Origin of the sequence: Bacteroides neonati, assembly GCF_000499785.1 — a bacterium.
GTDB classification, from domain to species: Bacteria; Bacteroidota; Bacteroidia; order Bacteroidales; family Bacteroidaceae; genus Bacteroides; species Bacteroides neonati.
Genome location: NZ_HG726019.1, coordinates 128260 through 142976 on the forward strand (window position 1 = coordinate 128260; position 14717 = coordinate 142976).

The 14717-nt window shown below is 47.2% G+C and carries 9 protein-coding genes; 3 read left to right on the forward strand and 6 right to left on the reverse strand.

The window, feature by feature from the left end:
• Nucleotides 1-6 precede the first annotated feature (6 nt).
• From TY03_RS00510 to TY03_RS00535, 6 genes are all read right to left on the reverse strand, one after another.
• Entirely contained in the window at nt 7-591 is a 585-nt protein-coding gene (locus TY03_RS00510; protein WP_042366372.1) for a non-canonical purine NTP diphosphatase, read from the reverse strand.
• Nucleotides 591-1487 carry a YitT family protein gene (locus TY03_RS00515; protein WP_042366374.1) on the reverse strand — a complete coding sequence of 299 codons (897 nt, stop codon included), beginning with the start codon at nt 1485-1487 and terminating at the stop codon, nt 591-593. The genes TY03_RS00510 and TY03_RS00515 overlap by 1 nt, the downstream gene beginning before the upstream one ends.
• A gap of 17 nt (nt 1488-1504) precedes the next feature.
• Nucleotides 1505-4477 (reverse strand): leucine--tRNA ligase, encoded by a 2973-nt coding sequence (locus TY03_RS00520; RefSeq protein ID WP_042366376.1) that lies wholly within the window; start codon nt 4475-4477, stop codon nt 1505-1507.
• Nucleotides 4478-4941: 464 nt separating this feature from the next.
• Nucleotides 4942-6189 carry a PNGase F N-terminal domain-containing protein gene (locus TY03_RS00525; protein ID WP_042366379.1) on the reverse strand — a complete coding sequence of 416 codons (1248 nt, stop codon included), beginning with the start codon at nt 6187-6189 and terminating at the stop codon, nt 4942-4944.
• Between the two features lie 31 nt (nt 6190-6220).
• Nucleotides 6221-8269: a sugar-binding protein gene (locus tag TY03_RS00530; protein ID WP_042366380.1), complete on the reverse strand. Its 2049-nt coding sequence runs from the start codon at nt 8267-8269 to the stop codon at nt 6221-6223.
• 20 nt (nt 8270-8289) lie between these two features.
• Nucleotides 8290-9627, reverse strand: coding sequence for an alpha-L-fucosidase (locus tag TY03_RS00535; protein ID WP_042366382.1), 1338 nt, complete (start codon nt 9625-9627; stop codon nt 8290-8292).
• Between the two features lie 263 nt (nt 9628-9890).
• Here TY03_RS00535 and TY03_RS00540 point away from each other — a divergent pair, with 263 nt between their 5' ends.
• The 3 genes from TY03_RS00540 to TY03_RS00550 all read left to right on the forward strand — a co-directional run bounded on the left by TY03_RS00540 (nt 9891) and on the right by TY03_RS00550 (nt 14668).
• Entirely contained in the window at nt 9891-11411 is a 1521-nt protein-coding gene (locus TY03_RS00540; RefSeq protein ID WP_148335545.1) for a sulfatase, read from the forward strand.
• A 294-nt stretch (nt 11412-11705) separates the two neighbouring features.
• Nucleotides 11706-13907 carry a GH92 family glycosyl hydrolase gene (locus TY03_RS00545; RefSeq protein ID WP_081713032.1) on the forward strand — a complete coding sequence of 734 codons (2202 nt, stop codon included), beginning with the start codon at nt 11706-11708 and terminating at the stop codon, nt 13905-13907.
• A gap of 206 nt (nt 13908-14113) precedes the next feature.
• Nucleotides 14114-14668 carry a GNAT family N-acetyltransferase gene (locus TY03_RS00550; protein WP_230201862.1) on the forward strand — a complete coding sequence of 185 codons (555 nt, stop codon included), beginning with the start codon at nt 14114-14116 and terminating at the stop codon, nt 14666-14668.
• Nucleotides 14669-14717 lie beyond the last annotated feature (49 nt).

A 14717-nucleotide genomic window follows, 5' to 3' on the forward strand; every position in this document is an offset into this window, starting at 1 on the left:
GTTTTTTTACTGTATGTTTTTCAAAAAATCGCAAAGCTTACTGACTGCAAGTGCCCGGTGACTTATTTGATTTTTAATTTCATTGCCCAATTCGGCAAATGTCTGTTCGTATCCGTCGGGTCTGAATATGGGATCATAACCAAAACCCGAATTACCCTGTTTTTCGTGCGTTATTTCGCCTTTTACGATTCCTTCGAACAAATGGGTTTCTCCGTCGAGAATTAATGAAATAACCGTGCGAAATTGAGCTTTACGGTTGGTTACACCTTCGAGGTTATAGAGCAGCTTGCGCATATTGTCTTCCGAACAGTGGTCTTCACCAGCATAGCGTGCTGAGTACACACCGGGTTCTCCATTCAGGGCTTCAACTTCCAGTCCGGTATCATCGGCAAAACAGTTTAAGCCATAGTTATTTCGAATATACGCTGCCTTAAGCATCGCATTGCCTTCGAGTGTATCAGCTGTTTCGGGTATATCGACCTCGCAGCCGATGTCTTTGAGGCATAAAAGTTCGATCTTACTGCCCAAGATGGCGGTTACCTCTTCGAGCTTGTGTGCATTATTGGTGGCAAATACAAGTTTCTTTTTCATTACTTTACTTTTAATCGATCAAACCCTTCGCCATACACACCGATAACAGAGCTTTGAGAGATGAATGCATTCGGATCGATGTCCTTTACCAAACGGAATATTTGTAGCGATTGGCTCTTTTTGGCCAGCACCACCAGTACCTTGACATCTTGTTTACTGTACCATCCCGTACCCGAAAGCACTGTTACGCCGCGGTGAGTTTCGACAATGATACGGTCGGCTATCTTCTCGTAATCTTTGGAGAAGATGAAGAACTGTACCGATTGGCGGGCACTGTTGACAATCCAGTCCAACACGAAGCTGATGATGAACAGGGTTACGAAACCGAAGATAACCCGTCGCCAGTCGTTGAAGATGAAGTAGCACGAGGAGATGATGATGATGTCGCAATACATAATCATCCGCCCCAGTGTCACGTCTTTGTACTTGTTAACGATGGCTGCGATAATATCCGTTCCACCCGTACTTCCGTTGTTGTTGAAGACGATACCTAATCCGATACCACACATGATGGCCCCGATGATGCATGCCATAAAGTCTTGCCCTTCGCCCAGTAATTGCAACGGTTGCTTTACTTCGTCGACCATGATTAACTGGAAAAACCAAAGCAGAAACGTAAGCACAAAGATGGCATAGGTCGTCTTGATGCTAAATTTAGGTCCCAGAATCCGGATAGCAAACGTCATCAGTACGGCATTGATGATGAAGTACGACCACTGGATGGGAAATCCGGTCGAATAATAAATGATCGCACTGATACCGGTGGTTCCCCCGGTGGTAATCTGGTAAGGAATCAGAAAGGCAGCCCAGCCTAAGGCATAGCTTATCAGGCCGAGAGTGATGAAGGTGTAATCCCTCAACTCTCTCATTACGTCTGACTTATCGGGTTTGTTCATATGCAGCGTGTAGCGTATTAAATTACAATATTAACAATCTTTTTCGGCACTACGATCACCTTTTTCGGTGTTTTTCCTTCGATCCACTTCTGCGAACGTTCATCAGCCAATACCTCGGCTTGAACAGCTTCGCTCGTAGCATCGGCAGCAAACTCCATGGTGAAGCGGGCCTTACCGTTGAAAGAGACAGTGTAGTTAATCACATCTTCTTTTAGGTACTCTTCGTTGAAAGCCGGCCAAGTAGCATCACACACCGAAGTAGTATGACCGATAGCTGCCCACAACTCTTCGCAAACGTGAGGAGCAAAGGGGGCAAGCACAATGATGAGTTGTTCGAGAATCTCCTTCTTACTGCATTTGAGCGTGAAGAGTTCGTTGACACAAATCATAAAGGCACTTACCGAAGTGTTGTACGAGAACTGCTCGATGTCACCCGATACCTTCTTAATCAGCTTGTGTAGTGCTTTCAGTTCTTCTTTGGTGGCAGGCTCATTGTTGACTACAAACTCTTCGTTGCGGTTGTAGAATAGTGTCCAGAATTTCTTGATGAAGCGGTGCACTCCATCAATACCGTTCGTATCCCAAGGTTTCGATTGTTCTACAGGGCCAAGAAACATCTCGTACATACGCAATGTATCTGCACCGTATTTCTCGACAATCATGTCGGGATTCACTACGTTGAACATTGACTTACTCATCTTCTCTACTGCCCATGAACATATAAATTTACCTTCTTCATTATAAATGAATTGAGCGTTATGATATTCCTGTCTCCAATTTCTAAATGCATCTATATCCAAAATATCATTTGATACCATATTTATATCTACATGAATTAAATTTGTATTTATAGGGTTGATAATTTGATTAGTTAACCATGATTTTTCGTAGTTGATATTTTGTTTTTTAAATATTTCTTCTAATTCAAAAGGGGGGTATTTACCATTAAGTATCTTTTCGGCTACATCTTTTGAAACAAATATGTTAGTGGAAATAATTTCCTCTTTTCCATCTTTGAAAATCTTTGAATATAATCTATTTACAAAACTGCTTCGTCCTTGAATCATTCCTTGATTCACTAACTTTTGGAAAGGCTCCTCTACGGCTGAAACCTGAATATCGTGCAAGAATTTATTCCAGAAGCGCGAGTAGATCAAGTGCCCTGTGGCATGTTCGGTTCCTCCTACGTATAGGTCTACATTCTTCCAATATTGGTCTACTGTCGGGGAAACCAATGCTTCGTGGTTGCGCGGGTCCATATAACGTAGGTAATAGGCCGATGAACCGGCAAAGCCCGGCATGGTGTTGAGCTCGAGCGGGAAGATGGTTTGTTGATCGATCTTTTCGTTGGCTACCACACATTTATTCACTGTGTCCCACGCCCAGTTGGTGGCATGTCCCAATGGAGGTTCACCCGTTTCGGTAGGCAGGAATTTCGCCACAGCGGGTAGTTCGAGCGGCAGTGCGCTTTCGTCGATCATGTAAGGCATTCCGTCTTTGTAGTAAACCGGGAATGGTTCACCCCAATAACGTTGACGTGAGAAAATGGCATCGCGCAAACGGAAGTTGACCTTTACACGACCCAATCCACTGGCTTTAATGTATTCTTTTGTTTTGGCAATAGCCTCTTTGACCGATAGGCCGTTCAGTACCAGTCCGCCTTCGGCAGCACCGGGGCGGGGAGAGTTCATCATGATACCCTCTTTGGCATCGAAGCTCTCTTCGCTTACGTCGCAGCCTTCGATGAGGGGACGTATCTCGAGGTTGAAGTGCTTGGCAAAAGCATAGTCGCGACCATCATGTGCAGGTACGGCCATGATAGCACCTGTACCATAACCGGCCAATACATAATCACTGATATAGACAGGGATCGCTTCATTGGTCAGTGGATTAATGGCGTAACTGCCCGAGAATACGCCGCTTACGCTGCGATCGGCAATACGTTCGCGCTCGGTACGCTTCTTGGTGCGTTCGAGATAAGCGTCCACTTCGGCTTGTTGAGAGGCAGTGGTCAGTAGCGGAGTCAGTTCGCTTTCGGGAGCTAGTACCATGAAGGTTACTCCGAACACTGTATCGGCACGGGTGGTGAAGATGGTAAATTCGATATCCGAATCCTTCACTTTGAAGTTCATCTCGGCACCTTCCGAGCGACCAATCCAGTTGCGTTGCGTTTCTTTAAGCGAGTCGGTCCACTCCACCGTGTCGAGTCCGTCGAGCAGGCGTTGGGCATAGGCCGATACGCGCAAGCACCATTGGCGCATCACTTTCTGAATCACCGGATGTCCGCCACGTTCGGATACGCCGTCTACCACCTCGTCGTTGGCAAGCACCGTACCCAATTCCGGACACCAGTTTACCATCGTATTGCCCAGATAGGCGATGCGGTAGTTCATCAGTATCTCTTGTTGTTCCTTTTCGCTTTTTGCTTTCCATTCGGCGGCACTGAAGGTCAGTTCTTCGCCCTGAGCGATATTCATACCTTCGGTTCCATTTTGCTCGAATGCGGCAATCAGCTCGCTGATGGGGCGTGCCTGTTTCTCGTCGTTGCAGTAATAGCTGTTGAACATCTGCATGAATGCCCATTGAGTCCACTGATAATATTCAGGGTCGCAGGTACGTATTTCACGGCTCCAGTCGAAGGAGAAACCAATCTTATCCAACTGCTCGCGGTATCGGTCGAGGTTCTTTACCGTCGTGATAGCAGGGTGTTGTCCGGTTTGGATGGCATATTGTTCGGCAGGTAGACCGTAAGCATCATACCCCATCGGGTTGAGTACGTTGAAGCCTTTGAGACGTTTGTAGCGAGCGTAAATGTCCGAGGCGATGTATCCAAGCGGATGTCCCACATGTAGCCCTGCACCCGATGGGTAGGGGAACATATTGAGTACATAGAACTTCTCTTTCGATGCATCTTCGGTTACCTGGTAGGTTTTTTGCTCTACCCACTGCTTTTGCCACTTCTTTTCAATCTCCCTAAAATTATATTCCATAGCGGTGATCCTTCTATTTTATAGTGATTTATAGTTGTTTCTTATTTTAGGGAACAAATTTACATGATTATTTTAGATTACACACTGTTAGTGAGAGGATTTTATGTTTTGGAGCCTAAAGCTCGCGAATGGAGAGGGGTATTATGTGGATAAATCAATCAAAAATGAGCTATCTTTTTATTTATGGATAGTATTTTGAATTGTAACGCCACTATATGCACGTTCTTGTAGAAATTGATTTAGATTTAGTCGCTTGGTGTGTAGTGTGGGATGTGTCTGTTTTCAATCTACTTGTCGACTTACTTTCGGGTAACGAATGGATTTATTTGTTTTACGAAAATAAATGACTAAATATTTATTTTAGATTCAATGATAAGAAGGTATGGTCTAGAAAATGAAAGAGTATCCTTTCCGCTTTGAAAAGCTATTGCTTTCGGGGCAAAAAGGATACTCTTTTTTATATTTTATTCCTCCCACACCAAGTAGGCCGATACTAACCAGTGGTTCAGTTCGTTGCCTTTGATTTTCTGTGCTTCGGGAATGCTAACGCTAAATGTGTGTTTGCCGGGTGATAAAGTTCCCAATGCCACCTCTTCGGGCCATACATCCGAACCGGGACACCAGTTCGAGCGCGACAAATCCGACGATGCCAAGGGCTCTTCTACTTCCTTCTCGGCATATCCTTTCTCGCCGATATAAGAGGCTTTGCGCTTAATCAGCCAAACGCCCGTAGCCGGATTGAAGCGGCGGAACGAAGCACAATCATCTCTCCAAGGAATGAAGTTCATCACCTCACGTCCGTCGATAGAGAGGATGTTGCGTTTCTCTACAAACTCGTCGCCACCGCTATGGCCTCCATGACCGGTAACTACGTACTTCAAGCGAACGTTCTTGGCTCCTTTGGGCACGGTGAACTCAGTGCTCACATCCTTGCGCGAAAAGATATCGGGATACGACTGACCAATGTAATACACCGTATTCATCAACGGCTCTACATGACGCTTGGGCAGTGGATTGCAGGTTATTTTGCTCTCCTTTACATCCAGTTCCATGCTCACTACGTAGCCTTCGGGTGTCCAGGTATCAATGAACACACCTACATAGGCTTCGCCCTTGAGCAACGGATAGAGATCGGTGATGTCTTGTTCCCATTGCACCTGTTTTTCCCATTTGGGGATATAGACCGGACGACGCTTGCTGGTCAGCGTATCTTCATTGTTGCTGTAATGCCCCACACCGAAGGGAGTCATGAAACGCATCAACTCCACAGTGGGTTGATAGTCTTTTCCGGCAATGATTCCATTCATGTTTTCTAGTTTGAGCGAGTCGATCTTCGGAAACTTGGCATCGCCCTTGGCTATGTTCAACAAATTGATGGCTGATGAGGCGGGCAGTACGAAACATGAGCCCGACTTGTCCCAACGATCGCCATTCGAGGCGAGGGTTAGTTTGAGTTTCACCGATACGTTGCGTTTGTAATCGGGGAGGGTAATCTTTTTGACGATGATTCGTCCGTTGACCAAGTGATAGATACCCATGCTGTCGGCCTCGTTGTAATTGCCGGGATAGATGCCGGGTACAAAGCGTACGTTTGTTTTCTCGAAAACACGAACCGTTTGGTCGCCTTTGGCAGGTAACTCCTTGTGTTTACCTGCCCATGCCATTGATGCGCTAAGAAGCGCTATTAATAGTATGTATAAATTTTTATTCATCTGTTGATAAAGTATGTATCTGTTATTTGTTTTATTTCTTTACTTCAAAACCTCTTTTGTCGAGATAGCTTTTCAGGCGGTGCAGATAGGCTTCGTCGGGTCCGTCGAAGAAAGAAACGCCCGAAGCACCGTTGTCGAAGGCTTCGTCGAGTGCCTCTTCAAAGTCACCTTTGATATCGGGGAAGAACAAGCCGGCATATACCTTGGCACGGCCGTTTACCGCTTCTACACTCTCCTTGACCGAACGGCCGATCCATGCCGGACCTTCGTTGTAGAATCCGTTGTAGATCATTGGGAAGTAGGCATCGAGCGACCAATTGCCCCAGTCCTGACGTACCATTTTGCGTGCCATCGACGGGCCGGGGAATACGGCAGCCGAGATGTTCTTTCCATCACCTTTCACCGCTTTGGTGATTTGGTCTACTACGCCTGTTATGGCATCGAGACGGAAGTTAATCCACGATTGGCTCTCCATCGGGTATTTGAGGTCTAACGGATCCTGTCCGGTGATTTTCTTGAACTTCGCTCTGCATACCTCGCAGTAGCAATAGTCGTATTGAGGCAGTTCGGAGGTTTGCTCAATGCCGTAGTTTTTCCATAGGCTAACGGGCAACACTACGTCGGGGAAGCGCACATAGTCGAGGTGCACACCGTCTACATAGGGCTTGTTGGCCTCTTTTACATAATCCTCTGCCAAGTATTGGGCTACGCCCTCGTGGTTGGGGCACAAGAAACGGTAGTAGTCCACGTATGCCGGTTTGTCGAACGATGACTCTCCGTTGCGGTTCACTGCGAACCAATCGGGATGTACTTTAAGTAGTTCGGAGCGGTTCATGGTCCACTTCCAATAGTGTGCCTCGAGTCCGGCTTCTTTGCATAGGCGATAGAGTTTTTCATCGTATCCCTCGAACATCACACCGCTGATGCCGCACTCTTTGAGCAAGGCAAACCATTGTTGGTACTCTTTGTCGCTCTTGTTTTTATTGATGCGTGTCCACAACCAGTTTTTAACTTGACGTGCGGGGATCGACTCTTTGCTGAAGCGTCCTTCTTGATTGATTACATAACGTACCTTTTCTTGCGGAAGCGTAATGCTCATCAGGTAGGTATTGGCGGTGGCCTCTACCGATATTTCGGCTCCTTGGGGCAATCCTTTTAGATCTGCCTCGGTGAAGAAGAAATTCTCTTTCGCACGCAGGTAGTTCTTCTCTTTCGCATATTGGTCTTGTTGTGTGTAGAACATTGCCCAGAGCAGTTGGTAGGCTGCCATGTTGTACGGATAGGCGAAGGCCTCTTGGGTACTGCCTACGGTATGGTTCGAGAAATACACAAATCCCCAACGGTCGGGCATGTGCATGTCCACCTTTCCGGTGGGGCTCCATACCCAGTTCTCTTCGGGGCCGCCGGCTTTGAGCCATTGTACTCTCGAGAAGTTAACGCGCCAGTAGTTGCCTGCTTGCAGTGGGTTGGTGAAGTTCTTGGTTAGTGCGGCGCGAGGGATAGCCATCTCTACTATCCATTGGCGGTCGGTATCTTTCGATTTATTGAGCGTTCCGTCACAGTAGATAGCGGTTTTCAATCCCGGACAGTCCCACTGTACGAGGAAGTTACCACCGCTGCGGTAGGGACGGTCGAGCATAAGATCGAAGATGACTCCGCGTGCGTTGGTTTCAATCTCGTAGTATTGGTGTCCGTCACCATCGGGATCGAGAAATACCTCGAAGTCGTTGTCGTGGTAGATGATCGTATCACGTTGCGTCAGCCGAGCTTTGATGTCGGGCTCTTGCAAGGTGGCGGCTACGTACAGATAGGTGTCGTCCCACAGCATCTTGGCTTGTGTGTTGTAAATAGGTTTGGCAAAGCCTTTGCCACTGATATCGACAAAAGGGGTGGTCGACTCAGCCTTCTGCCACGATGCTTCTTTTAGCTTACCATCTATTTTCAGTGGTTCGGCTGTACGGTAACAGACGTAACCCAACGGTAGGGTAAGGGTGCGCTCATACTTCGCCAGCAGGTTTTGCGCTGCTCCGGAGAGACTTACCAGTAAGGCCATAGCGGCCAGGAAAACTTGTTTTTTCATTCTTAATTATGGTCTATGTATTAGTTGCTTTCAATCACTTTGCCTACGCCTCGGTACAGTTTGATGGGACCGTCGAGCAATACGGCCAGAACGGTGATCTCTTCATCTTGTACGCGTTCGGGCACATCGATATACAAGTTGCCCGGCACATCGCTCCAATAGTTCTTATTGTGTATCTTCCACGGTAGCATCGTTCCGTTACCTACTACCCATACGCGGTTTACCTTATTGATAAGTCCCTTCACCTCGATGGGGTCATTGGGGCGATAAGGCAGGTAGAGATAGAGAATATCGCCCGCTTTATTTAGCGTGGTATATCCTTGAAAATGTTCGGTAGGGATGCCTGCACGAGTCTCGTAGATGGCCTCTTTGTGTTTGGCTGTCCATCGCCCGAATGCTTTGAGCGTGGCTACCTGTTCTTCGGGGATGGTTCCGTCTTCCTTCGGGCCGATGTCAAGCAAGAGGTTGCCGCCCATGCTCAGGCAGTCGACAAAGGTACGTAGCAACATGGTCGGAGTTTTATAGTTACTGTCGGCATGCTGGTAGCCCCACGAGTCGTTCATGGTCATACAGAGTTCCCAGTAGCGGTCGGTAGGACGCACCACGGGCACTCCCTGTTCGGGGGTGGCGTAATCGCCGTATCCTTGTATACGCGAGTTGATAATGACTTCGGGGTTGGTAGAGCGAAGCAGTTCGACAATCTCTTTCGACTTCCATGCTTCGGCACTTTGCTCCCAATCGCCGTCAAACCAGTACAAGTCGGGCTTCCACCCTTTGTTCAGTTCAGTCAGCTGGGCAAAGTTGAAGGTAACGAAACGCGCCCAACGTTCGGGATCGTTCCGGTAGCGTACCTCTGTGCGGGTTTTGTTTGGATAGTCGGGGTGCGACCAGTCGAGCAGCGAATAGTAGAAACCGAGCTTCAACCCCTGTTTGCGTACCTCTTTCACAAAGGGAGAGATGAGGTCGCGTGCAGCAGGTGTTCCCTTTACGGTACTGAGTTGTCCGGCTTTGGTGTCCCACAAAGCCACTCCGTCGTGGTGCTTGGTGGTAATAACCGTATAGCGGGCGCCGCTCTCTTTGATGAGGTCGACCCACTCTTTGGGGTTATACTTCGAGGCAGTGAAGCCTTTCATCTGGTTCATATACTCAGGGTAGGGCAGGTAGTTGTTAAAAAACGACCAACTCTCGGATACGCCATTGACGGCATAGATGCCCCAATGAATAAAAATACCTAACTTAGCCTGGTCAAACCACTCCATCCGCTTTTCGTGTGCGGGGCTTGTTAGCGTCTGTGCGTGAAGCCCGAAGCTCACTGAAAGCAGGCAACACCATAAAACAATAGATCGATACATTTTCATTATAGTAAGATTCTTTTCTTATCAGGTTATAAGCATGTTAGCTATGCCGTGTTGATGGTACAAAGGTAGCCTTTTGTTGGCTAAACTCAAATCCTTTGGGTCTTTTAATTTTCATTTCTTCCTGTGTCATCCATTTGATTGCTTCGATTAGAAAAGACATGAAAGGAGAAACTTTTTTTCATATAATTATTATATCTTTGCGTACTTAATTGATAGTCAAATTATTCTAATAACACTAATTTACACTTGCAATGACAAACACAATGAGAAAAGCTCTCTGTACAGCAGGAGCATTCGTAAGCACTGCTTGCTTATCGGTCGCATGGGCACAAGATCGCCCCAATATTATTGTTTTCCTGGTCGATGACATGGGATTGATGGATACTTCGGTTCCTTTTATGACCGACGCACAGGGAAACCCCGTTCGCCAACCGTTGAACGATTGGTATCATACTCCCCAGATGGAGCGATTGGCTGCACAGGGCATTCGCTTTTCTACCTTCTACGCGCAGAGCGTTAGTTCGCCGTCTCGTACTTCTATCCTTACCGGACAGAATGCTACTCGTCATCGTACTACGAATTGGATCAATGCCGAAAGCAACAATCGTACTCCCTTCGGGCCACCCGACTGGAACTGGAAAGGGCTTACCCGTGCCGATAAAGTCTACCCTCGTCTGTTGCAAGAGGCCGGTTATAAGACCATTCATGTGGGCAAGGCACACTTCGGTTGTCAGCATAGCGAAGGCGAAGACCCCAAGAACCTGGGCTTCGATGTAAACATAGCCGGTTCTTCCATCGGACACCCCGGAAGCTATCATGGCGAAAATGGCTACGGATGGATCAAAGGGGAAAAAGCACGTGCCGTGCCCGATCTGGAAGCCTACCACGGTACCCAAACTTTTTTGTCGGATGCATTGACGCTCGAAGCCGGTAAGGAGATAGCCAAGGCGGTAGCTGAGAAGCAACCGTTCTACCTCAACATGGCACACTATGCCGTGCACTCTCCTTTTGAAACCGACGAACGCTTTATCGGGCGATACACCGACCCTTCCAAGAGCCAGCAAGCCAAAGCCTTTGCCACGCTGATCGAGGGAATGGATAAGTCGTTGGGCGATTTGATGGACAAGCTCGTTGAACTGGGTGTAGCCGAAAACACCTTGATTCTCTTCTTGGGTGATAATGGGGGAGATGCACCGTTGGGCGAAGCAGCCGACTATGGTTCTTCGGCTCCCTTGAAAGGCAAAAAAGGTTCCGAGTTTGAAGGAGGTGTTCGTGTGCCGTTTATCGCTTCGTGGGCAAGTGTCAATAAAAACAATCCGTTTCAAAAACGTTTCCCCATTGCATCACATGGTGTGCAAACCCAAATGGGTACTGTGATGGATATTTATCCGACCGTTCTCTCTGTGGCAGGTGTCAACGTTCCCAAAGGGTATGTGCTCGACGGATCCAACCTGAAAACGTTGCTTAAAGGCAAAGCCGACCGAAGTCACCGACAGGAGTTCTTGATGCACTTCCCCCACGCACACAGGGGCAGCTACTTCACGACTTTCCGCAAGGGAGACTGGAAGTTGATTTATCACTATAATCCCCAGACACCCGAGAACCCCGATTGTGTACTGTATAATCTGGCAAACGATCCGATTGAATCGACCAACTTGGCACAAGCCGAACCTAAGAAATTGAAAGAGATGCTGACCGCTATGATCGAACGGTTGGATAAAGAAGGTGCTCTTTATCCCGTTGATAAGGATGGTAACGAGTTGAGATGCAAGGGTATAAAATAAAAAAAGGAGCAACGCCTTGCTCCAACCTTTGTTAACCTTAAATCTAATACTATGAAAAACACATTGCAAAGGTAGGGGTTTTGAATGAATCTCCAAATAAAACAAATAAAAAAAGGTGTTTTATAACATGCTTTAAGAAAATTATGCGGGTTATTAAGAGATGAAGCACTATCTCGAATATGCGTTTACATTCTTTTACTTACTCTTCGGTGTCATTAGTGAATCGTTTTGTTGTGAGTGTCAGCTTTAAAAATTATTTTTGTTACCAATTATGGCAACCTCAATAAAAACGGCATGATAAAATCAATACGAAAGATTGGCTATCTGATGATAGTCGCCTGTGCTCTTCCGCTTGCGGCCTTTGCACAAGAGAGTTATACACAGTATGTAAACCCCTTTATCGGTGCAGCCGACAACGGTCATACCTTTCCCGGAGCTTGTGTTCCTTTTGGGCTGATACAGACCAGCCCCGTGACCGGTGCAGTGGGATGGAACTACTGTTCGGAATACATCTATAAAGATAGTCGCATCTGGGGCTTTACGCAAACCCATCTCAACGGAACGGGCTGTATGGACTTGGGCGATATTCTCGTGATGCCCGTAACGGCTGATAAGAACCGGAAAGACTATCGCAGTTCGTTTCGCAAAGAGACGGAGAGTGCCCGCCCCGGTTATTATACAGTGATGCTCGACGAGCCCGGTGTAAAAGCCGAATTGACCGCTACCACCCATGCCGCCTATCACCGTTATACGTATCAGAAAGCCGATTCGGCTGCTGTGTTGGTCGATTTGCAACATGGTCCGGCGTGGAACGAGAAGCAGTACCACTCGCACGTACTGGCTTGCGAGGTAAACTGGGAAAACGATCATACCCTCTCCGGTCATATTCGCAACAAGGTGTGGGTCACGAAAGACGTCTATTTCGTGATGACCTTCAATCGTCCCATGAAACGGATGACGAATCTGCCGTTGCAAGAAACCGAACGCGGCAATAAAATGCTCCTCTCTTTTGATATGAAGCCCGGCGAAACCTTGGAAATGAAAGTAGCACTCTCTTCGGCTTCGGTCGAAGGAGCCGAGCGTAATATGCAGGCAGAACTTCCGGGATGGGGTTTTGACAAGGTGGTGGATGCTGCCGACAAACACTGGAACAGCTACCTGTCTCGCATCGATGTAGAAGGCACGCCGGATGAAAAAACAAACTTCTACACTGCCTTTTATCACACTTTGATACAACCCAACAACATAGCCGATGTAGATGGAACCTACCGCAACGCCAAACACGAACTGGCCAAAGCCGAAGGAGGAGAGTATTACTCAACCTTCTCGTGCTGGGATACGTATCGTGCTGCCCATCCTTTTTATACCCTGCTCGTACCCGATAAGGTAGATGCATTTGTGCGCTCCATGGTCGCACAAGCCGAAGTACAGGGCTTTCTGCCTATTTGGGCATTGTGGGGACAGGAGAATTATTGTATGATCGGCAATCATGCCGTTTCCATCGTAGCCGAAGCCTATCACAAAGGGTTTCGCGGCTTTGATGCAGAGCGAGCATTTGCTGCTGTTAAGAACACGCAGACTGTTTCGCACAAACTAAAATCGAACTGGGAAGACTATATGAAGTATGGTTACCTGCCTGCCGATAAAACACCTGCCGAATCGGTGTCTTCGACCTTAGAGTCGGTATATGATGATTATGCCGCCGCCGATATGGCGCGACTCATGGGTAAGAAAGAAGATGCAGCTTACTTTGCCCGTCGTGCCGATTTCTATAAGAACCTCTTCGACCCCACAACGAAGTTTATGCGTCCGCGCAACAGCGACGGAAGCTGGAAAACACCTTTCAACCCCAGCGATCTGGCACATGCCGAAAGCTCGGGAGGCGACTATACCGAAGGAAACGCCTGGCAATATACCTGGCATGTACAGCACGATGTCAAAGGGTTGATCCGCCTGATGGGTGGCGAGAAACCTTTCCTTGCCAAACTCGACTCATTGTTTACCATCAAACTGGAAGGTTCTTTGGCAGATGTGACAGGGCTTATCGGACAATACGCGCATGGCAACGAGCCCAGCCACCACATCACCTACCTATATGCATTGGCCGGTCGTCCCGAACGTACACAGGAGCTGGTGCGAGAGATCTTTGATACGCAATACCTCAATAAACCCGACGGCCTTTGCGGCAATGACGACTGCGGACAGATGTCGGCTTGGTATATGTTGTCGGCCATGGGCTTCTATCCGGTCGATCCCGTTAGTGCACAATACGTGTTCGGTGCACCGCAGATGCCTAAGTTCGCATTGCGTATGCCCAACGGAAAAACCTTCACCATTGAAGCGCAGGGATTATCGAAAGAGAATAAATACGTGGATAAGATATACCTGAACGGTAAACTGTATAAGAAGAATTATATCGATCACTCGGAGATTGTAAAAGGAGGAAAGCTGGTTTATATCATGAAAGCCAGCCCGAAAGCAAAGGGTATAAAATAAAAAAAGGAGCAACGCCTTGCTCCAACCTTTGTTAACCTTAAATCTAATACTATGAAAAACACAGTGCAAAGATACGGGTTTTGAATGAATCTCCAAATAAAACAAATAAAAACAGGTGTTTTATAACATGCTTTAAGAAATTTATGTGGGTTGTTAATAGTTTGAGTGAAGCTTATGCTTACATTTGCCTCATTATAACCTAATTTATGGATGGTATGAAAGAGGATATACGGATAGAAACAGAACGATTACTGTTGCGCCCCATTACTTTGGATGACACGGAAGCGATTTATGCATACTCGAAAAATGAGAATGTAGGTCCCAATGCCGGTTGGAAACCCCATGAAAGTATAGAAGAGACCCGTGAGTTGATGGAAGTCATTTTTGTAGGACAGGAAGGTGTATTCGGCATCGTTCTCAAAGCAACCGGTAAACTTATCGGTACCATAGGTTTGGTCGAAGACCGCAAGCGGCAATACGACAAAGTCAAAATGCTCGGATATGCCATTGACGAAGCGTATTGGGGGTGTGGATATACAACCGAGGCGGCAGCGGCATTGATTCATTACGGGCGCGAGGTATTGCAACTTCGATTGATTTCGGTTTATTGCTATCCGTTCAATGAGCGAAGCAAGAGAGTGATTGCCAAATTAGGCTTTCACTACGAAGGTCGATTGGCACTTTCCGAGCAGTTATACAACGGTGTGGTGTACGATCATGAGTGCTATGCAATGGTGTTGGAAGATCGGTATGCAGGTTGACGGAATCAGTCCGAAGGTTCGATGAGGTTTGAAATTATTTGAAATGTAA

Coding starts and splice junctions, on each gene's coding strand:
- TY03_RS00510 (WP_042366372.1), bottom strand. CDS start 591: ATGAAAAAGAAACTTGTATTTGCCACCAATAATGCACACAAGCTCGAA.
- TY03_RS00515 (WP_042366374.1), bottom strand. CDS start 1,487: ATGAACAAACCCGATAAGTCAGACGTAATGAGAGAGTTGAGGGATTAC.
- TY03_RS00520 (WP_042366376.1), bottom strand. CDS start 4,477: ATGGAATATAATTTTAGGGAGATTGAAAAGAAGTGGCAAAAGCAGTGG.
- TY03_RS00525 (WP_042366379.1), bottom strand. CDS start 6,189: ATGAATAAAAATTTATACATACTATTAATAGCGCTTCTTAGCGCATCA.
- TY03_RS00530 (WP_042366380.1), bottom strand. CDS start 8,269: ATGAAAAAACAAGTTTTCCTGGCCGCTATGGCCTTACTGGTAAGTCTC.
- TY03_RS00535 (WP_042366382.1), bottom strand. CDS start 9,627: ATGAAAATGTATCGATCTATTGTTTTATGGTGTTGCCTGCTTTCAGTG.
- TY03_RS00540 (WP_148335545.1), top strand. CDS start 9,891: ATGAGAAAAGCTCTCTGTACAGCAGGAGCATTCGTAAGCACTGCTTGC.
- TY03_RS00545 (WP_081713032.1), top strand. CDS start 11,706: ATGATAAAATCAATACGAAAGATTGGCTATCTGATGATAGTCGCCTGT.
- TY03_RS00550 (WP_230201862.1), top strand. CDS start 14,114: ATGGATGGTATGAAAGAGGATATACGGATAGAAACAGAACGATTACTG.